The organism is Chitinophaga eiseniae (assembly GCF_900167135.1).
Taxonomy (GTDB): domain Bacteria; phylum Bacteroidota; class Bacteroidia; order Chitinophagales; family Chitinophagaceae; genus Chitinophaga; species Chitinophaga eiseniae.
Genome location: NZ_FUWZ01000001.1, coordinates 1,541,955 through 1,561,996, shown reverse-complemented (window position 1 = coordinate 1,561,996; position 20,042 = coordinate 1,541,955). Strand labels below are relative to the sequence as shown.

The 20,042-nt window shown below is 49.4% G+C and carries 14 protein-coding genes and 1 tRNA gene; 7 read left to right on the top strand and 8 right to left on the bottom strand.

Going from position 1 to position 20,042, the window contains the following annotated elements; translation table 11 throughout:
- Positions 1 to 16: 16 nt before the first annotated feature.
- The 3 genes from B5D63_RS06615 to B5D63_RS06605 form a co-directional block, all read right to left on the bottom strand.
- Positions 17 to 502, bottom strand: a complete 486-nt coding sequence (locus B5D63_RS06615) for a hypothetical protein (protein WP_078667930.1) — start codon at positions 500 to 502, stop codon at positions 17 to 19.
- Positions 499 to 1,761 carry an AAA family ATPase gene (locus B5D63_RS06610; protein WP_078667929.1) on the bottom strand — a complete coding sequence of 421 codons (1,263 nt, stop codon included), beginning with the start codon at positions 1,759 to 1,761 and terminating at the stop codon, positions 499 to 501. Before B5D63_RS06610 ends, B5D63_RS06615 begins: the two co-directional genes overlap by 4 nt.
- A 245-nt stretch (positions 1,762 to 2,006) precedes the next feature.
- A tRNA-Arg gene (locus tag B5D63_RS06605) sits at positions 2,007 to 2,080 on the bottom strand.
- A gap of 133 nt (positions 2,081 to 2,213) precedes the next feature.
- On the opposite strand from B5D63_RS06605, the gene ung reads away from it, so the two are divergent.
- Together ung and B5D63_RS06595 are read left to right on the top strand one after the other, a co-directional pair.
- Positions 2,214 to 2,885, top strand: coding sequence for a uracil-DNA glycosylase (gene ung, locus B5D63_RS06600; protein WP_078667928.1), 672 nt, complete (start codon positions 2,214 to 2,216; stop codon positions 2,883 to 2,885).
- Between the two features lie 42 nt (positions 2,886 to 2,927).
- On the top strand, positions 2,928 to 3,674 hold the full coding sequence (locus B5D63_RS06595; protein WP_078667927.1) for a 1-acyl-sn-glycerol-3-phosphate acyltransferase: 747 nt from the start codon (positions 2,928 to 2,930) through the stop codon (positions 3,672 to 3,674).
- 150 nt (positions 3,675 to 3,824) lie between these two features.
- Here the strand turns inward: B5D63_RS06595 and B5D63_RS06590 are convergent, their stop codons facing one another.
- From B5D63_RS06590 to B5D63_RS06570, 5 genes are all read right to left on the bottom strand, one after another.
- Positions 3,825 to 5,405 (bottom strand): RagB/SusD family nutrient uptake outer membrane protein, encoded by a 1,581-nt coding sequence (locus B5D63_RS06590; protein WP_078667926.1) that lies wholly within the window; start codon positions 5,403 to 5,405, stop codon positions 3,825 to 3,827.
- Between the two features lie 10 nt (positions 5,406 to 5,415).
- The gene (locus B5D63_RS06585) at positions 5,416 to 8,631 is read right to left on the bottom strand and encodes a TonB-dependent receptor (protein ID WP_200816923.1); all 3,216 of its coding nucleotides are present in this window, start codon (positions 8,629 to 8,631) and stop codon (positions 5,416 to 5,418) included.
- Positions 8,632 to 8,814: 183 nt separating this feature from the next.
- Positions 8,815 to 9,936, bottom strand: coding sequence for a FecR family protein (locus B5D63_RS06580; protein WP_078667924.1), 1,122 nt, complete (start codon positions 9,934 to 9,936; stop codon positions 8,815 to 8,817).
- Positions 9,937 to 10,005: 69 nt separating this feature from the next.
- A complete protein-coding gene (locus B5D63_RS06575) occupies positions 10,006 to 10,626 on the bottom strand; it encodes an RNA polymerase sigma factor (protein ID WP_078667923.1) in 621 nt (206 codons plus the stop codon).
- Between the two features lie 218 nt (positions 10,627 to 10,844).
- On the bottom strand, positions 10,845 to 13,613 hold the full coding sequence (locus tag B5D63_RS06570; RefSeq protein WP_078667922.1) for a putative LPS assembly protein LptD: 2,769 nt from the start codon (positions 13,611 to 13,613) through the stop codon (positions 10,845 to 10,847).
- Positions 13,614 to 13,796: 183 nt separating this feature from the next.
- On the opposite strand from B5D63_RS06570, the gene B5D63_RS06565 reads away from it, so the two are divergent.
- The 5 genes from B5D63_RS06565 (at position 13,797) to B5D63_RS06545 (ending at position 19,961) form a co-directional block, all read left to right on the top strand.
- A complete protein-coding gene (locus B5D63_RS06565) occupies positions 13,797 to 15,020 on the top strand; it encodes an N-acetylmuramoyl-L-alanine amidase family protein (protein ID WP_159455913.1) in 1,224 nt (407 codons plus the stop codon).
- Between the two features lie 126 nt (positions 15,021 to 15,146).
- Complete coding sequence (locus tag B5D63_RS06560) at positions 15,147 to 16,145, top strand: MlaD family protein (protein ID WP_078667920.1); 999 nt, start codon at positions 15,147 to 15,149, stop codon at positions 16,143 to 16,145.
- A 9-nt stretch (positions 16,146 to 16,154) separates the two neighbouring features.
- Entirely contained in the window at positions 16,155 to 18,038 is a 1,884-nt protein-coding gene (locus tag B5D63_RS06555; protein WP_078667919.1) for an OstA-like protein, read from the top strand.
- Positions 18,039 to 18,120: 82 nt separating this feature from the next.
- Entirely contained in the window at positions 18,121 to 19,317 is a 1,197-nt protein-coding gene (gene nhaA, locus B5D63_RS06550; protein ID WP_078667918.1) for a Na+/H+ antiporter NhaA, read from the top strand.
- Positions 19,318 to 19,436: 119 nt separating this feature from the next.
- Entirely contained in the window at positions 19,437 to 19,961 is a 525-nt protein-coding gene (locus tag B5D63_RS06545; protein WP_078667917.1) for a hypothetical protein, read from the top strand.
- Positions 19,962 to 20,042: the final 81 nt, after the last annotated feature.

Sequence of the window (20,042 nt, the reverse complement as noted above, 5' to 3'; positions counted from 1 at the left end):
CTTTAGACGCTCGAAATCAAACGACAATAACTTCTGCTTGTACATCAAGTCTCACACCATATGTCCTAAACCACCTCATTTGTTCTTCCTGATCAATTTCCTGAAAATGGGGACGTTGCTTATTACAGGCAAAAGCTTTTTTATGTCTGTATTGCATGAGACCGTTTTTTTCCAGAAAAAACCGAACTGTGGATTCTAACTGATTAATGGCCAGCGTCCTCCAACTTGCATTCTGATCTTTCAATTCCACAAAGAATATATGCTCTTCAGAAGTCAACATTCCATCGCAGCGTCCTCTCCCCTCATGCTCATTGCTTTTAATTACACACGCATCGATTGCGGTAAAAACCAATTCGACCTTTTTCCTATTAACGACAGTCGCCACCCATTTGGTGTTGTCATCTATATTAGTATAAGCTTTTGTTCCATTCTGGTCATCACATATACCAAATAATTCATCATCACGTGGAGGTTCCTGGCAATTGCTGTCAAAAAAATTCATATTGCTAGATCTTCTTCAATTTCTAATAAAGCATCAAACAATTGGTTAGCTTCTCGAATTTTCATATTAAGAAGATTTTTATCAGTCGGAATCCCTTCCGGAGCAGGCAGCTTCCGAATAACACCTTCTTTTTCATCTAATTGGTACACCACTACATCCTCCGAACTAATCAGAGAATTCTCTTTAACTATTTTCTGCAATTTTGGTAGTAAATCGTTTACCCGATTAGCTTCCTTTATTTTTTCTCTTAAATCATAACCAAGGATAGCAATATTCAAAAAGTTGATAATATAAGGGCTGTGGGTAGTTAATATTAGTTTATTTCCAGCCGCCATACTATTAAATCCAAGTAAGCTTTGCAACATTTCCCATTGGGAGCCGGGAAACAAATTTTGTTCGGGTTCTTCAACAATGTTAATAAATGCAGACTTGTTGAATTTTTCCGCCAATACAGAAAGAGCCAGTCTACGCTGTTCATCTGTAAAGCTCTCATTTGTCCAGATTTCTGCGACCCCCTTTTTAAATCTCTCCATTTCTTCTGCTGTCATTCCATCTTTGCCTTCCAAATCATCGGCTCTGTTAATAAGAATGGAATTGGCCAGGTAAGATGATACCAGGTACAGAGGCACAAGAGACTGGAACCCGCTGGATGCTTCAGATAATCTAAGTTTATAATCAGTGCCTCTAAGATTTAGCGTATCATTTAATTTATCATATTCTATAGCAGTACTATTTATTGGAAGGGGTTCAGGGGCTTTCAGGTTTTCTTTCGCTTTATCAAATTCTGTGAGAAACTCTTGCATAGACGGAGAAGAAAGCTTCAATTCCTTAGCCGTCTTCATATAGGTGATAAAATTACGTTCTGCCGGAACATACATTATTTGCGGTAAAGGATAGGACGAATGGCTTATCTCTTCAATTATCAACGAACCATTTCGATACTTAATAGAATATGCCTCCCCCTGAAAGTCTATTTCAGTCTGACCAGAACTGTCAGACTTAAGGTAGTTCTCAAGCCTGTGGTACGGTAAATATTGATTTTTTAGTTTGTTCTTGCGTTCAAACCACTTTTGAGGATAGTCACCCCTCACCAATGCTTTTTCAATCCACGTAAAGGTAGAAATCAGCTTCGCGACTGTGCTCTTTCCTGAGCCCTGATTACCGATAAGTACCGTCGCCTTACGTATATCTATCCAACCATCATCCTGCGTATACCCCTCAACGATAGGCCCAAAATGCTTTATCCTTATCTTACTCATCTGATTACCTCATTTAGAATAGTTACAAAAGATCACTTTCAGGCAGTCCATTGTTATTGTAAGATACATTTTTGTCAATAACAAAAAACGGAAAAGCAACCTCTTTAGACCAAAATAAATAAGATAAATAGGATAAAAACACACAGGAGATGAAAATAACAGAGAAAACAAAATGTGGTTTTAGGAATTTCTCACAAAAATAGATAGGGGAAAACCGCTACCGCAATTTTCCCCTATTTATTTTGTATCCCGGATTGGATTCGAACCAATGACCTACTGCTTAGAAGGCAGTTGCTCTATCCAGCTGAGCTACCGAGACTTATATTTTGTTTTTTCCGTCAATGTGAAATAAATTCCTATATTTATCTCTCATTTTGGGAGTGCAAATTTATGGAAATATTTTCCAATAAATCAAATTTAATTTAATTTTTCTAAAATATTGACTGAAAAATATGGACGTACAGATCGAAGAAAGCTGGAAAGAAGTGCTCAAAGATGAGTTCAACAAAACCTATTTCGCGGAGATTGTGATGCACCTGAAACATGAGAAAGCACTGGGAAAAACCATCTACCCGGCAGGTAACAACATCTTCAACGCCTTCCAACAAACACCTTTCGACAAAGTAAAGGTAGTGATTTTAGGACAAGACCCCTACCATGGTGCAGGACAGGCACACGGCCTCAGTTTCTCCGTACCGGACGGCATCAAACCGCCGCCGTCACTGGGCAACATCTACAAGGAAATGAAAACCGATCTCGGCCTGGACATACCCACCAGCGGCAACCTCACCAAATGGGCCGAACACGGCGTGCTGCTGCTCAACGCCTTCCTGACGGTACGAGCCAGTGAACCCGCCTCCCACAGCAAAATAGGCTGGGAGAACTTTACCGACGCTGTCATCCGCAAAATATCAGACATGAAAAATGATGTGGTATTTCTGCTGTGGGGCCGCTTCGCACAGGATAAACAAATCCTCATAGACGCCACCCGCCACCATATCCTGAAAGCGGCTCACCCCTCGCCTTTCAGCGCGGCCAACGGCTTCTTCGGCTGCAGACATTTTTCCAAAACCAACGAGCTCCTGCTGAAAGCCGGCATCGAACCGGTGGACTGGCGCCTCTGATCATTGGCATACTATCAGTATCTTTACGATAACCTCTCTGTTATGCTAAAAAATATACTGGGAAGAATTTATGCGCTGTACGCATTGCTGCTGTTTGTCATCACAATGCTGATCGTCTTTATCCCTATCTGGATCGCCTCTTTCTGGCCAGAACCTAAGCCTACGGCATTCTTCGTGGGCCTCGGCCGCTGGTGGATGAACGTCTACCTGCCGCTGATCGGGTGCCCCGCCAGACTGAAAGGCCAGGAATATTTCGCCCCCGGCCAAACCTATGTCATCGTATGCAATCACAACGCATTGATGGACATCCCCGTTACCACCGGTTATGTCCCCGGCGCCAATAAAACACTGGCGAAAGCCTCCATGGCTAAAATACCGGTATTCAATGTCCTGTACAAAATAGGCAGCATACTGGTAGACCGCAGCAGTGAAGCCAGCCGCAAACAAAGTGTAGTGGACATGAAACATGCGCTCAGCCTTGGTATCCACATGTTGCTGTACCCCGAAGGTACCCGCAACCGCACCGCCGAACCACTGAAAGCATTCTATGACGGCGCGTTCGCCCTTGCCATAGACACACAGACACCACTGATGCCCTCCCTGCTGTTTAACACCAGGAAAATACAACCGCCCGGTAAAACATTCTTCGCCTGGCCACACCCGATCCATTATCATGTACTTCCTCCCATCTCCACCACCGGCATGACCCGCGACGACCTGCCGGCGCTGAAAGAGAAAGTATTTAACCTCATGCTGGATTATTACGTCACAACAAAGGATAAACTGTAATCACAAAAGATAAAAACAAAGCACCCGTTTGATCAATATCAAACGGGTGCTTTCGTATAAGTATAAGCGAAAAAGGCAGACCGGTTTCAATCGCTGTAATCTTCCTGAATCAGAAAAAATCAGTGATAGTCATCGTTATCACAGTTACTGTTAATACAACGGATTCTGCGTCATCTTCGGATTCGCTAACAGCTCGTTCAACGGAATAGGATAACGGAAATCCCTTTCCACATTACAGGAACGCGTCTCTACCATCACCGGCGCTCCGGTAGCCGGATCTACAGCGCCATGCACCTGCCCGTTCATTACCTCTCCCAGTATACCCCAGCGGCGGATATCATAAAAACGGGCGCCTTCAAACGCCAGCTCGGCGGTACGCTCACGGCGTATCAGCTGCCGCAGCTTCTCCTGCGTATTATACTTGCCGGCATCTACTACGGGCATGCCTGCACGCGTACGGATATCATTCAGATGATGGAGCACGTCAGGGTTCTGCCAATCGCCCAATTCCACCAGCGACTCCACATAGTTCAGCAACACCTCGGCATAACGGATGATCATATAATCCAGCGAAGGACTGGCGCCGTTACGGTCTTTGGGATCGAGGTATTTTTTCACCCAGAAACCGGTGGCGGTGCTGTTGAGGATACCAATACGGTCACTACCCTCGCTGGCAAACGGACGAAGCGTATCTTTTTCGTACACCTGCCCCGGCACCAGCACTGAGGCCACCAGGCGCGGATCACGGTTATTTTTGTAGAAGGGGTCTTTCTGGTAAACTGCCAGCGAATCCGCTCCCAGCTCCTGTAACGTTTTACCCTGCAGCGTCTCAAAACTGTTGACCAGCTTCATGGTGGGCGACACGACTGTCTGCCCGCCTACACCGTAAGGCGCAAAAGTCCGCCAGGCGTTGGAACAACCATTATCACGGAAAAATACCCGCTCTTTGTTCAGCTCACCGGCGTAGGTAAACAGCTCGGCGAAACTGTTGACTTTTGTATTGGTACTACGGTATAATTTATACACGTTCTGATCAATCACCTTCTGCGCAGCCATCTTCGCAGTTTCATATTCCTTGTAAAACATGGATAGCTTGGCGATCAGCGCCCAGCAAACACCGGAAGAAATACGCCATGCTTCATTATTGTTATACACGTCCGGCAAATGTGGCGCACATGCTGTCAGCTCACTCACCACAAAATCATACACTTCTTTTTCGGAGTTGCGGGTGGTATTGCTATTGCCCGGTTCCAGCGATTCAGTGACAATCGGAATACCGCCAAAGAACAGCATCATCTCCATATGATAGTAAGCGCGCATGGCCCTCGCTTCGTATTTGTAACGGTCTTTCAGCGAAGAATCCATGTAGCAGCGATCCACATTTTCAAGAAACCGACAGGCACGGCGGATATCCTTATAATCATCCCGCCACAGGTTCAGCGCTACGTCCCAGTTGCTGTTCTGTAATCCTTTGGCATACGCCTCATAGGCGCCACGGGTATCCTGACGTGCCACCGCCTCATCACTCAAAGCGGAGAGGAACATCAGCTGCCGCCCGCCGGAACCTCCAGGCAAACCGGCATACACCGATCCTAACGCACCGGTGGCATTGGCTTCTGTCCTCCACCAGTTATCATCCGTTACACTCACCGGGTCATCATGGGTGAGAAATTTTTCACAGCTGCATGTCAGCATCACGGCTGAAAAAATGACTGCATATATCTTTTTCATACGACCATTATTAAAGTTGAACATTAATACCGGCAATAAATGCCTTCATGATACCATAGGTCCACTGATCTCCCTGGCTTTCGGCATCAGTGAGCTTCATTTTGGTGAAGGTGATCGGGTTCTGCGCGTTCACATACACCCGCAAACCACGGATACCAACACGTTTCAGCCAGTTTGCCTGCGAATTGTACCCCAGCTGAACATACTTCACCCGCATGTACGCGCCGTTCTGGAACCAGAAATCAGAGGATAACTTGTTGTTGGTAGGCAACGTGTTCAAACGCGGGAACATAGCGTTGGTGCGTTGGGGTGTCCAGTAGTTGTCTGCATAAAAACGGGTAGGCACACCACCGTCTTTACTATTGTCCATTGGCAATGCCAACATACCTTCCAGCACCACATCAGACTTACCGGTACCCTGCAACAAAAATTCGAGATCGAAGTTTTTGTACGCCACCCGGAAATTGGCGAAGTAATTCAGCCGCGCGAGCGGATTACCAATTAACGTCTGGTCAGACCCATCAATGACTTTATTGCCACTAAGGTCAAGGTACTTGATATCACCGGGTTTGGCGCCTGGCAACACCGGTATCAGCGGATTACCATCTTTATCAAAGTCGCTCTCCTGCAGCAACCCTGCGGTTTTATAGCCGAAGATGCCGCCATATGGGCCGCCCTCCTGCTGAATGGTGGTGGAGCTGACATAAGGGCCGCTCAACAGGGACACGATCTCGTTTTTGTTATAGGTCACGCCCGGCCGGAAAGACACCGCCACATTTTTGCCGATGTTACCGTTGTAGTTCACAGATGCTTCCCAGCCTGTGTTCCGCAGCTTGCCGGCGTTGACAGGCACCTTGCCTTCAAAGCCGCCGGTATAGGACAGCGGTGGCCGCAGAATGATGTCTTTGGTGAGTTTATTATAATAATCCACCACAATCTCCAGCTTGTTGTTAAACAAGCCGATGTCTAATCCCACATCAGCCATATTCACTGTTTCCCAGCTCAGGTCCGGATTACCGTAGTTGGTCTCCAGACCGGAACCGGAGTTGATGGTCGTCTGATACTGGTACAATTCCACGTCCGATTCATTGCCCAGCTGACCATAGGAAGCGCGCAGCTTCATATTGCTGACCGCCTTCACGGAAGACATAAATTTCTCTTTACTGATATTCCAGCCAAACGCCACCGAAGGGAAGAAACCATACTTATGGCCTTTGGCAAATTTGGAAGAAGCGTCCATACGGCCGGTTAGTTCCAGCAGATACCGGTCCTGGTAAGAGTAATTCAATTTGGCATAAGACGATAACAGAGAGTTGATATACAAATAAGTTCCGGCGGAGCTGGCACTTGTATTTTTCTCTTCCTGCGAATACCCTGCCATCAGGAAGAAGTGATGATCTTTTACATCGAGCGTGTAATCAGCATTGGCGGCAATGTAATAGTACGTAGTCCTGGCCTGTGAGTAAGCGCGTTGCTGTGTCCACGTTTGCAGCAGCTGGCCGGTATAATAGTCGAAGAAATTATAGTTGTCGCGCAGGCTGCCCAGCAAATCGCTGTTGAGGCGGTAGCTGAACTGTCCCCGCAGGTTCAGCCCCGGTATCACCTCCCATTTGGGTTGCAGGTTGATGCTGGACTGCCCGTATTCATTGACAAATCGACCGCCTTTTTCTGCGTAGGCCAGCGGATTCACGATATCAACGTAGCGGCCATAGATCTCGGAAGAACCCTCCTTCTGCGGATATTTGGGAAGAATGGTAGGCGGCACGCGGAACACATCTTCCAGCAAGCGGGTACCGTCATGCCCCAGTGTTCTGTTAGGCAGCAGGATATTACGTTTGATGGCCAGCAGGTCCATATTGATCTGGAAATTCTTGGTCAGCGACACGGAAGTATTGGCGCGAATGTTATACTTCCTGCTGCTGGTCAGCGGTGTCATACCATCCTGGTATTGGTAGTTGGCGTTCAGCGCAAAACGGGCAAGGCTGTTACCTCCGCTCACCCCTACGGAATGACTGGTGATAGGCGCTCTTTTGTTGACAATGACTTTCTGCCAGTCGGTATTCGGATATTTTACCGGATCAGTGCCGGCAATGGTTTGTTGAATATCTTCTTCGGAATACAGGGGTGTTTTACCGGAATTGGCGAGTGCTTCATTGTACATGCGCATATATTGGGGAGCGTCTACCAGCGCAGGCATTTTAGTGGGTGACTGCACACCGTAGTAACCGTCATAGGTGACAGCCACACGGCCGGGCGTCCCTCTTTTGGTGGTGACCAGGATCACGCCGCTGGCGGCTCTGGCGCCGTAGATTGAGGCGGCAGCAGCATCTTTCAATACGGTCACGCTTTCTACCGTAAGCGGATCTATATAGTTCATGTCCATCGGGATACCGTCTACCAGCACCAACGGGTTGGAACCGTTCAGGGAGGTGATGCCGCGTATCTTGATGGTGGCAGCATCCCCGCCGGGCAGACCGGACGCCTGGCTTACCTGCAGACCGGTCACACCGCCCTGCAGCGATTGGGAAATGGTGGTGATAGGCTTGCCGCTCATGGCCGATTTTACATTAAGGGAAGCCACCGAGCTCGCGATGTGTTTACGCTGTTGCTCTGTAATCCCCACTACGACTACTTCATCGAGGGCCGACACTTTTTCTTTCAATGAAATGGATAGGCCGTTGTTGCTGCGCAGGACGTTGTACTCCGTCGCAATAAATCCCACGAGGCTAAACACCAGCGTAGCATTTCTGGGCGCCTGGATGGTGAAGTAACCATCTGCGTCGCTGGTAGTGCCACGGGAAGAACCTTTTACGCCGATAGAAACACCGGGCAGCGCTACCGGCGGCTCGTGCGTGTCGTACACACGGCCTTTGATGGTCAGCATACTGTCTTCCCGTGCCAGTTTCAGCGGGCGTACCGGCTGTTCTTCTTTGGGAACGATCGCCACCTGGGTGCCTACGATCGTGTAGCCGAGACTGGTGCCATCGAGGGCTTTGTCCAGCACCTCCACCAGCCTTTTACCGCGCAGATGCAACGTGATGTTTTTCTCACCACGCAGCAGTTCATCTTTGTAGAAAATACGCCAGTTGCTCTGTGCTTGTATCTGCCGGAAAAGCTCCGGCAGCGGAGCGTTGGTCACCCGCACATGAAGCGGGGTATTCTGCGAGTAAGTTTTTCCGTAGGCGCTCACCAGCCCTACGAACAACAGGATTATGATTAGCCGCATAACATGCCATAATTTGGCTGGCACTATGCCCGCGGGCAGGTAGCGCCAACAAACGTAAAATTTTTGCATACATTTGTTTGGTTTAATTAATGAAATAGTTAGCCGGGCTGCCTGTTACCGCAGGCAGTCTTCACCGGAAGATGTTACCGCATCTTCCGGTTTTTTTTGGCTTTTCGCTGATGTTTATCTGGTTTTAAAAATGATTGTCCCCCCTTGTTTTTCGTACTTCAATGAAGTGGAAGCTGCTATTATGTCAAGTACATCGTTCAGTGTTTTCTGCAGGTCAAGATTACCCGAAAATGTTTCATTGCCCGACCGCGCGTCTGTTGTTATTGGTTGATTGTAATACCTGGACAGTTTTTTGAGTATTTCAAGTAAAGATGTGTGTTCCGCTACTATTATCCCGTCTTTCCAGGTGATGTACCCGGCGACGTTCACATTATCCACTGTCATATGTCCATCGCCACCGGTGTACGAGGCTCTGTTACCCGGAGAAAGCTGTACCGGCGCCGCCGTTTTCCCCGGTCCTCTGAAAGCTTCCAGCTGTACGCTGCCGCTGGCGAGGACTACCTGCGAGGCGATATCTTCCCGGTAAGCCGAAATATTAAATGCCGTGCCTAATACGGCGATCTTCATATCGTTGGCGTATACACTAAACGGGCGGGCCGCGTCAGTGGCCACTTCAAAATAAGCTTCCCCTTCGAGGAACACCTCGCGCCTACCGGACACGAATGCTGCAGGATACACCAGGCGGGAACCGGCGTTGAGCCATACTTTGGTACCGTCTTCCAGCTGCAGCGACGCCACATTGCCATAAGGCACCAGCAGCGTGTTAAACACCTGCCGGCCGGCGGCCAGCTCCTGCCTTACCTCCTGCGAGTCTACACGCAACTGTGTGCCTTTTGCCTGATAGGTGATGGCTGCACGTGTATTACGGATGTTCAGCTGTTGCTGGTTGCCCAGTATCATCCGGATCATCGTGGAATCGCCCCGGGCATAAGTTTGATCAGTAGCAAAAGCCACCAGAGCCGGCAGCGCCTCCTGCGTGCGCTGCCATTGCCACCAGCCCATTCCGGCCGTCAGCAGCAAAGCGACGGCGGCGGCCACCTTCCACGACTGCCACCAGAGCCGCACCGGCGGCTGCGTGATATCGGCGGCAATACGTTCCCACAGACCGGCTTTCTCAGCTACGGACAACAGCTCGTTACCGGACGCACGTACGATGGAGATCATTTTCTCTTTATCGTCCCCGGCACCTCCAGGTAGGTCGTCTTCTCTGCCATATGAATGGTTGTTGATATCCATAGCTACTATTTGCCCCTATATAACAGAGCAGGCTGTTTCGTTTTTATAGACTTCTTCCGGAAAAAAATTTTAAAAATTTTTCAGGCAGGTAAGCAGCAACAAGCCGAAAGCCGGCATAGTGGTGACCGGCATGTCCTGCCGCAGCTGGCGGATAGCCCTGTAGGCAAGGGTCCTGCAGGTAGGTACGGATATCTGCATCAGCCGGGCTACCTCCTCGTAGGAAAGTTCACAGTTATATTTCAGGTAAAGGATTTCTTTCTGCCGCGCCGGCAGCTTGTTCATCTCAGCGGCCAGCCGGTGCAGCGCGCCCTGCTGCTCTTCCTTTGCAATGATCCTGCTTTGCGCGTCGTTGGCTTCAAAGGTAAGCTGGAAATAGCTTTCAGCTTGGGACATGTCTGCCTGAAAGGAGAACCGGGCGTTTTTCTTAAGGGAAGCATTCAGTTTACGCCGGAAAGAAACCAACAGGTAAAAACGGATATTGACCTGCCGCGCCAGGTTGCGGCGCTGCAGATACAGGTCAGTAAACAGATCATGAATACAGTCCATGATCATCTCCCTATCGGGAAAATATCGCAATGCATAGGCATAGAGCATATCAGCCGACGCTTCATACAGTACCCTGAAAGCCTGCTGATCGCCTGCTATCACGTTATTCCATAACGTTTCCTCGTTGACTCCGGTTAGCTTCATCAGATCATTGGATTATGGCAGATCGATATCGACTTTAAATTACGCAACAGGAAATAAAATTAAAAATACATAGACGGGTTTAATATTATGAAATCATTATCATGCAGAGATCATCTAAAAAGAAGAGAAAATAACACCGGAATTTGACGAGCATAAAAAAATGCAGCGATCCCTCGCTGCATTTTTCCATCTGAATAATAAGATATATAGCCAGCAGGCTAAAAGTCGTAGAACTGCCGCGATCGGTTGATCCTCAAATCCCGCAGGATACCGGCTTTCGGGTTGATGGTGATACTGAACTGCCGGAAGGTACCAAACGGTATCAGGTTAATCGACATCTGCCAGCAGTGCAGGTCCCTCGATATATACATGTTCGTATAGGCGATCTGCATATTGGTAAAGTCAAAGCCGCTGTTCAGGCCCACCTTCCATTTGGGGGTCAGGCTGAAATCTCCGTTGAAGCTAACGTATTGGGTTATACGCTTTATCACGCCGCCGGAGTCTGGAATCAGCTGGTTGGTGTAGGACAAGCTGTAAGACAGGTCCAGCCGCCACGGAATGTCAAAATCCACGTACTCACCGGGGTTGTTACGCATCATCTGCAACTGCCGCTGCTGCGCCGCCATGGCGGCATCTGCATTGGAAATATTTTCAAGGGAATCGATCTTTTTCTGTTTGTCCTGTCCTTTCTTGTCTTTCGACTGGAAAGAGGTGCTCAGGGAGATGCTGGCATTGGTCAACCGGCCAAGGCTGATTTTCCCCTGCTGCCACACGAACTTGTCGATACGGCGGCCGCGACCGTCGGTCGCATAGGGGTCCAGGGTACCGCTGGCGGAGATATTCACCTTGTCAAACAGGTTGGTACGGGCGTAGAGACTGAAATTGGAGAGTTTAAAAGAGTCTGCCACCAGGTTGTAACTGCCGTTGATACCGAAGCCGTCCAGCAGTTTCACCTTTTTCTCATGGTTGCCTGATGTGTCTTTCCGCGAGAACACCTTCATCTCGAGGTTATTGTCCAACCCGAAGTTGATACCACCAAAGGCGCCGGGGGAAGGGACCCCGATAATAGACCCATCGAAATAAGACACCCTGGTAGAGTCATGGAGGCGATTATAATAGTAATAATAATAGTATTGACTGGACATGTCCGGCCGGTAGCTGGCACTGATGGTAGGGCGTAATACGTGGCGGATGGCTTTCACTTTTGAGTTCTTACTGAAAGCGTACATGCCATATACGGCGGTAGACAGCGACACGCTCACGCTGATATCACGGGCAGAGAAGAAACCGGCCTGGTAGCTGGTATCGATACCGCCGATAGAGTCTTTGGAAACAATTTTATCGTTTCTCCATCTCTTTGTCATCTTTTTGGTGTACCAGTACTCACTGTAGTTGATACCCGGCGACAGGGTCAGCGTTTTCAGGATCGGGATGGAGAAAGACACCGGGATGGTGTGCTGCATGCCCGTCTGCATCGCGTCGAACATGGCCTGTTTGCCGAACAGGGAATCCTTGAAGCTGGCCTGGTTACGCAGTACGGCATTATAGGAAACACCGATTTTTTCGTACCATTTAGGCGTGCCTACCATTTCTTTCGGCTGGAACGGGTAGATGGTGTTCACCGTAAAGGTACCGTCCGGGAAAGAGATAGACACGTCGCGGGTGGCCAGGTTCTGCGAGTGGTTCAGGCCCAGGGTCAGGTTGTAGGGCTTGCCCTGCCATGTTTTGGAGAAGGTGATAGACGACCCGATGTTGTTGTTGACACGGGTGCTATAGTCAAATACGTTGAACCTGTTATAGGAAGAGCTACCGAAGTTCACGCTGGCGCCGAAGTTCACCCCCGGACGGGCCTTGCTGTCCATGCTGTGGTTCCAGGTGATACGGAAGTCGCGGGACTTGGTAAACTCAGACGGTACTGCCGGGTCTCCGAAGCGGGTGTTGGCGACGCTCAGGTTAAGGCCACCATTATATTTATACCGTTTGCGGTAGGTAGGGCTGGCCGTCAGGCTCCAGCTGCCGTAGGAGTAAACGTCTCCCCGCAGGGTAAGGTCCAGGTGCTCCCCCATGCCGAAATAGTAACCGCCGTTTTCGAGGCCCATCCCTTTCTGCTGGTTCACCACATACTGCGGCGGCAGGATACCGGAACGCTGGCCCTGCGTGATCGGGAAAATGGCAAACGGGATGTACAGCGGGGTGGGAATTCCCATAATTTCCAGGTTTGCCGGCCCGGAAATCACCAGTTTGTCAGGGATAACCTTTATTTTACGGGCCCGGAAGCTGAAGTGCGGCGTGTCGAGGTTACAGGTAGTATAACCGTTTTTAAAGCCGAAAATGGTATTATCCGCGGCCTTTTTGGTAAGTTCACTGTGGATATAACCTTCGCCGTACTGGGAGCGGGTATTGTAGATCTTTGCTTTCTGGGAGGTGAAATTGTACCGGAGCGTGTCGGACTCAAAGCTCTGGCCGCCGTCGTTCATCACGGGCCGGCCGATGATCTTGCCTGCGGTGTCTTTGGCATTGGTAGCCTCCAGTACGCCCGTGGCCTGGTCGAAATTCATTTTTTCGGCAGAAAGATCGATCGTTTTATATTTGGTGCTGGCAGTACCATACAGGTAAAAACGTTTGTCGGGCACCATCAGGATAATAGAGTCCTTTGCCTTATAGGTTACCGGCGCATCCAGCGTATCTTTGGACACCTTGGGGATAAAAACGGTGTCCACGCTCACCGCTCCGGTCGTATCCTGGTCTTTTGACACCACGTTGGTATCAACGCCCGGTTTGGCAGTCACTTTAAGCGCTTTGGGCTTTACAGTGTCTTTGCGGGCAGGAACGGCATCTGCCAAAGTTTTGTTAAAAGTCAGCGATGCGTGTGGCCTTCCGACCCCTGATGCATCTATAATAAAGGGAACGGCGATAACCACACCTGCAAAAGCCAGGTATGTCTGCCGTAAAAACTTTTTATAATTATTTTTGTAGCTAGAGCTCATGTGTTAAGGCGGGCACAAACCTACAAGAAATTATACAATTTATTACAAATGACCACTTGTAAAGTTTGATGGCCAACGACGGGAAAATAACTGTAAACACACATGGAGCAAAGGAATTACTAATTTAACAGATAAACTTTTTTTTTATTTTTTGTGATAACAGCACCCATTAAAATGAGAATCATGCGCTGGAACCGATTTTGGATTTTAGGACTGGGAACTCTTTTCACCTGTACCTTTTTTATTCAGGCAAAAAACAATCCAGTTTCAAAGAAACAGGAAAACCCTATCCGCACTATTGTAATTGATGCCGGTCACGGCGGTGAAGACCCCGGGGCAAGAGGAAGCTACTCCACAGAAAAACAGGTGACGCTGGCCGTAGCCCTGAAACTGGGCAAAATCCTGGAAGACAACCTCCCGGATGTAAAGGTCGTGTATACACGAAAAACAGACCGCTTCGACGATCCCCGCAAAAAAGCACAGATCGCCAACGATGCCAAAGGAGATCTTTTCGTGTCTATCCACTGTAATTCCACCGGCAAAATCAGAAAGGTGACCGGCTACAAGACCGTTTACCACCGGAAAGGGAAAAAGAAAATACCCGTAAAACGACCCATTTACGCTTATTACCCAAGCAACGCCAAAGGTACAGAGACATACATATGGGCTACCAGTAAGAACAACGCGAAAATGGAGTCCCTTAAACAAAACTCCGTGATCGTACTGGACGCTGACTCCGAAGAAACCAAACAACTCGCAGACGAGGACCCGGAAACATTCATCCTCCTCAATACCCTGCGTAACGCCTACTTCGACCAGAGCCTCCGGCTGTCTACCCTCATCGAGGACGAATTCACCAAAGCCGGCCGCATCAGCAGAGGCGCCCGTCAACGGAATGAAAAAGGCATTTGGGTGCTCTCGGCCACCGCCATGCCCAGCGTACTCGTGGAACTGGGCTTCATCAGCAACCCGGAAGAGGAAGAATACCTCAACTCCTCCGGTGGACAGCAGGAACTGGCCCTCGGCATCTTTAAAGCCATCAAACGGTACCGCGACGAGCTGGAACGCTTTACCAACCGCCGCTCTTCCACCACCGAAGAAACCACTGCCAGCCGCCCGCAGGCATTCAATAACATCCGCAAACCAGCCGGTAAAGGCAAAAGTTCCGTTCCGCAGCCTGACGACCAGTACTGCGTTCAACTGATGACCACCGACAAATTATATACACCGGGAGCTTCCATTTTCAGGAAGCTCCACGGAAACATCAGCCATGAACAGATCGTCATGAATAAAAAAAAAATGCACCGATACACCTGGGGGCACTTTAAAACAGACCGCCAGGCCTCCACGGCTGTACGAAAAGCCCGCAGGCTCGGATTCAGAGATGCTTTCGTAACTTCCTGCTGATCATTCCCTTTCCCCCTCCCCGATCCCCCCATTCCCCCACTTCTCTTTTTTATTGTCAACATTTTCTGCTACCTACGCCCCGTGCATGCTTTTTGATTATTTTTGCGGTGAACGTATACGAATCTCATGCTCAAATTATCTAATGAAACCAAGGTAGGCATACTTACCGTGCTGGGTATCACCTTACTCGTACTGGGCTTTAATTTATTGAAGGGAAAGAGCCTGTTTTCAAAAACAAAAACCATTTATGCTGTCTATAAACAGGTGAATGGACTGCAGCCCTCCAACGCCGTACAGGTAAATGGACTGGTGGTAGGAAACGTATCGGAGCTGAATGTTATGGACCACGATCCATCCAGAATACTGGTGACCCTTACCCTCAAGAAAAAAGTAGACATCCCCCGCAACTCCGTCGCCCGCATCAGCAGCGACCTGCTGGGCACCAAAACAGTTCAGATGGACCTCGGCAACGCCACGGAATACCTGGCCGACGGCGACACCATCTACGCCGCAGTAGACGGCACCATGACAGACGCCATCAAAGAACAAATCACCCCGCTGGTGAAAAAACTTGAAGGCACCCTGTCCAATATCGACACCGTACTGCTGGCAGTTAGCGCTATCCTCGACACCACCGCCAAAGGCAACCTCCAGGAAACCATGCGCAACCTGAACACCACCATGCGCAATTTCTCCCATACCTCCGCCTCCCTCAGCGCCATGCTGGACCCGCAGAAAGGAAACATACAGGCCACGGTCAATAACCTCGCCTCCGTCAGCGGCAACCTGAAGGCCAACAATGAAAAAATCAGCGGTATCCTCGACAACGCCCAAAAAGCCACCGGCGCACTGGCCAACGGCAACATCGACAAAACATTACAACAACTGCAGCAAACTGCCACCAGCCTCAACACCACCATGGCCAAACTCAATACCACCGACGGTACTGCCGGCCTGCTGCTGAACGATAAAAAGGTGTATAACAACCTGCAGTACTCTCTCGGCAACCTGAATAAACTGCTGGAAGACCTCCGCGTCAACCCGAAACGTTATGTGCATTTCTCTTTGTTCGGCAAAAAAGATAAAACGAAACCACTGCCTTCCGATACTGCAGCGGTACAATAACAGTACTACATGAATCAATATATCAGATCAGTCCTTTTACTGGCAGTGATGTGCCTGGCGGCCATTTTGCCCGCCCATGCCCAGCTCCCGGCGCAACAGGAGCCTAAAAAAGGGACCGTGATCGAAATCCTGGGAGCAGACACCCTGCAGCTCATCGAGAAAGACACGATCAATGTCACCCGGTTTATCGGCCATGCCCGGTTCAAACAGGGCACCACCCTGTTCTTCTGCGACAGCGCCGTTAAAAACAATAAAACCAATATCGTGGACGCCTACGGTAACGTACATATCAATCAGGCTGACAGCGTCCATATCTACGGCAATTACCTCAACTACGACGGTAATACCCGCATCGCCATCCTCCGGGAAAATGCCCGCCTCACCGACGGCAAAGTGACCATCACCGGACCGGAACTGCAATACGACATGAACGCCAAAATAGGAAGCTATGTAAAAACCGGCCGCCTTGTCAACGGCAAAAGCGTCCTCACCAGCGATGAGGGATACTACTACACGGAAACCAAAGAGATGCACTTCCAGCGTAACGTGGTGCTGGTAGACCCCGACTATACCCTCAGCACCGACGCCCTGCTGTACAATACCGAAACAAAAATCGCCAACATCATCGCGCCCACCACCATCAATGAAGGGAAACGCATAATGTACGCCACCAGCGGTTATTACGATACCGACAAAGGCTATGGCAACTTCGGCAACCGCCCCACCATCGAAGACAGCACCGGCACCCTCACCGCCGATAACATCGAAATGGACAAGCTCACCGGCATGGCCTACGCCACCGGTAACATGGTATATAAAGACACCGTCCGCAAAATGTCCCTGCTGGCCAACCACGGCACCGTCAACCAGATAGCAAAGACCCTCCTGGCCACCCAGAAGCCGCTGCTCATCATGGAAAAAGGCAAAGACACCATGTACCTCGCCGCAGATACCCTCTTCACAGGCATCATCCGGCCGGGCGACAGCCTCTCTATCCCATCTGTGGCAGGCCTTAGGAAAGAACCCGTGAAAGAGCCGCTGCGTGCCGTCAGGACCGTCAGACCGCCTGAAGAACATATACCCATCACCCTCATTAACCAGGGCGATTCCCTCGCCAAAAAACAACTGGACAGCGTCCCCGGCGCCGTTATGATGTTCGTGGCCGACAGCGTGCTGGCCAAAACAAGGGACAAACTGGACTCCAACCGGGTGAAAATGGTGAAGATGGCGCAGCCGCCCAACATCGTCATGAGAGACTCGCTGCCCGGCATCAAACACCATGCAGACAGCATGGCACTGTCCGCCCCTCCGGGCAAAGACACCGCCGACCAGCGCTATATCCTGGCCTATCACCACGTACGCATGTTCTCCGACTCCCTCCAGGGCGTGGCCGACAGTGTGTATTATTCTACCAAAGACTCCATCTTCCGCTTCTTCCGCGATCCGGTGATGTGGTCCAATAATACCAGTCAGCTCAGCGCAGACACCATGCTGATGTTTACCAAAAACCAGGCGGCCGACAAAGTGCTGATGATCAAAAATGCTTTTATCATCAACGAGGCCGGCCCCGATATGTATAACCAGGTGAAAGGCAACACTATCACCGGCTATGTGCTCGGCGAATCACTGGACTGGATGCACGTGGAAGGAAATGCCGAAACCATCAACTACGTAAAAGATGAGGCTGGCGCGTATATGAGCGTCAACAAAGCGCAATGCGCCATCATTAATATATTCTTCAAAAAAGGGGAAGTGGACAAAGTCGTGCTTATCAAAGACCCTGAAGGCACGGTATACCCCTTCACCCAAAGGCCCAAAGAGCAACTGCAGCTGGAGAATTTTCACTGGGACATTAAACGCAAGCCCAAGACGAAATATGAACTAATGCAGTAATTATTTGATTATTTTTGTTATTTGGCCATTGAAGAGGAACGCAAATCCCTTCAATGGCCCGATAATCAAATAATGAAATAATATGATCAAAAGCGCATTCAAGACTCTCCTCTCCCCGATTTACACTTTCTTAAAAGACAGCCGTGCCGTAGGTATCATCCTGATCCTGTGCACCCTTGTGTCTATGATATTGGCGAATTCATCGTGGCAGGCGGGTTATATCGACTTCTGGAATGCCCTTTTCGATCCGGCCGGCGGACATCACTATCAGTACCGCTCCCTCCATTTACCCAACTCCTACCTGTTATGGATAAACGACGGCATGATGGTGCTCTTCTTTTTCCTCGTAGGCATGGAAATAAAAAGAGAACTCACAGTAGGCGAACTCTCTTCCTTACGTAAATCCATCCTGCCGGTACTCGCCGCCATCGGCGGCATGTTGTTCCCGGCGCTCATCTTCAGCCTGTTCAACAGCGGCACCGAATACTCCCATGGCTGGGGTATCCCGATGGCAACAGACATCGCCTTCTCTCTCGGTATTCTCTCCCTGCTGGGCAACCGTGTGCCGGTAAGCCTGAAAATATTCCTGATGGCGCTCGCCATCATCGACGACCTTGGCGCCATTCTCACCATCGCCATTTTCTACACGCCGCACCTGGATATGAATTATCTGCTGATAGCCGGCGGTGTGCTGCTGGTACCCATCCTTTTTAATCTCCTGAAAATAAAGCGGCCGATATTATATTTCATTCCGGGCCTGGTACTCTGGTACTGCCTGTTCAACTCCGGCGTACACGCCACGATTGCCGGCGTATTGCTGGCCTTCTGTATACCGCAGGACAAAATAGCGGACATGGTGAACGACCTCCATGATCCGGTGAACTTTGTCATCATGCCCATCTTTGCATTGGCCAATACCGCGATACAACTGCCGTCAGATGTGCTCGGCGCATTACATAATGACATCAGTTATGGCATTATTGCAGGGCTGGTACTGGGTAAACCGCTGGGTATTTTTATATTGTCGTTTTCCGCTGTAAAACTGAAGCTGGCCAGCCTCCCTTCCAAATCAGGCTGGATGCAGCTGATTGGCGTAGGATTGATTGCCGGCATCGGTTTCACCATGTCTATTTTTATCTCCTCGCTGGCCTACGTGGAGCGGGAACATCAGATCATCTCCATTATTTCCGTGATCGCGGCCTCCCTGATAGCCGGTATAGCCGGATTTGTCTTTCTTCGTTTATTAAAGCCCGTTACCCTGATCAAGAAAAGCAAATGATGTATTGGCACTGTTATTGCAAGGCTAAGCCGATTTTTTATTCGCCCGTCATATACTTTAGAGCGAATAGCCAACGTTAATAGTCGCATACATTTTTGTATCAATAAATAGCAACATCTATGAAAAAAGTCGTGTTATTTTTCAGCTTGTTTGCCCTGTTGGCAGTACAGGCTAACGCGCAAAAAAAGAAAAGCTACGGCAACAGCGTTGAAAACTACAACACCGCCCTGGGCATCCGCCTGAATCCATGGGTTGTGGGTTTTACCATCAAACATTTCATCCAGGGCCCTCACGCCATTGAAGGACTGGTAACCACCAATCACGGACACAAGACCAACGTTACCTTCACTGGTCTGTATGAATATCACTGGAACATCGGCAGACCGGAACTGAACATGTATGCCGGTGGTGGTGCGCACGTAGGTTTCTATGACCGCCGTGATTATGACTGGGACCGTTATGTCGACAAAGGCAAAGGTACTTATGTGTCTCCGGGCCTGGACGGTATCATTGGTGTGGAATGGACTTTCAAGAATATACCGCTGAACCTGAGCGCCGACCTGAAACCTTACGTTCAGTTTGTTGGCCCGACCAACTTCATCGGAGAAGAAATTGGAGGCGTATCTGCAAGATTCACCTTCTAACATAGCGGAAACGCTAATAACCCGTAAACGGATCATGAGGCAAGCATGATCCGTTTTTTTTATGTTCCTTATTTTTGCGCT

What these genes read in the sequence shown, in the direction of transcription:
- B5D63_RS06560 (WP_078667920.1), top strand. Translation starts at nt 15,147, where the DNA reads ATGCTCAAATTATCTAATGAAACCAAGGTAGGCATACTTACCGTGCTG.
- B5D63_RS06585 (WP_200816923.1), bottom strand. Translation starts at nt 8,631, where the DNA reads ATGCGGCTAATCATAATCCTGTTGTTCGTAGGGCTGGTGAGCGCCTAC.
- B5D63_RS06555 (WP_078667919.1), top strand. Translation starts at nt 16,155, where the DNA reads ATGAATCAATATATCAGATCAGTCCTTTTACTGGCAGTGATGTGCCTG.
- ung (WP_078667928.1), top strand. Translation starts at nt 2,214, where the DNA reads ATGGACGTACAGATCGAAGAAAGCTGGAAAGAAGTGCTCAAAGATGAG.
- B5D63_RS06590 (WP_078667926.1), bottom strand. Translation starts at nt 5,405, where the DNA reads ATGAAAAAGATATATGCAGTCATTTTTTCAGCCGTGATGCTGACATGC.
- B5D63_RS06565 (WP_159455913.1), top strand. Translation starts at nt 13,797, where the DNA reads ATGCGCTGGAACCGATTTTGGATTTTAGGACTGGGAACTCTTTTCACC.
- B5D63_RS06575 (WP_078667923.1), bottom strand. Translation starts at nt 10,626, where the DNA reads ATGAAGCTAACCGGAGTCAACGAGGAAACGTTATGGAATAACGTGATA.
- B5D63_RS06545 (WP_078667917.1), top strand. Translation starts at nt 19,437, where the DNA reads ATGAAAAAAGTCGTGTTATTTTTCAGCTTGTTTGCCCTGTTGGCAGTA.
- B5D63_RS06615 (WP_078667930.1), bottom strand. Translation starts at nt 502, where the DNA reads ATGAATTTTTTTGACAGCAATTGCCAGGAACCTCCACGTGATGATGAA.
- B5D63_RS06580 (WP_078667924.1), bottom strand. Translation starts at nt 9,936, where the DNA reads ATGGATATCAACAACCATTCATATGGCAGAGAAGACGACCTACCTGGA.
- B5D63_RS06595 (WP_078667927.1), top strand. Translation starts at nt 2,928, where the DNA reads ATGCTAAAAAATATACTGGGAAGAATTTATGCGCTGTACGCATTGCTG.
- nhaA (WP_078667918.1), top strand. Translation starts at nt 18,121, where the DNA reads ATGATCAAAAGCGCATTCAAGACTCTCCTCTCCCCGATTTACACTTTC.
- B5D63_RS06570 (WP_078667922.1), bottom strand. Translation starts at nt 13,613, where the DNA reads ATGAGCTCTAGCTACAAAAATAATTATAAAAAGTTTTTACGGCAGACA.
- B5D63_RS06610 (WP_078667929.1), bottom strand. Translation starts at nt 1,761, where the DNA reads ATGAGTAAGATAAGGATAAAGCATTTTGGGCCTATCGTTGAGGGGTAT.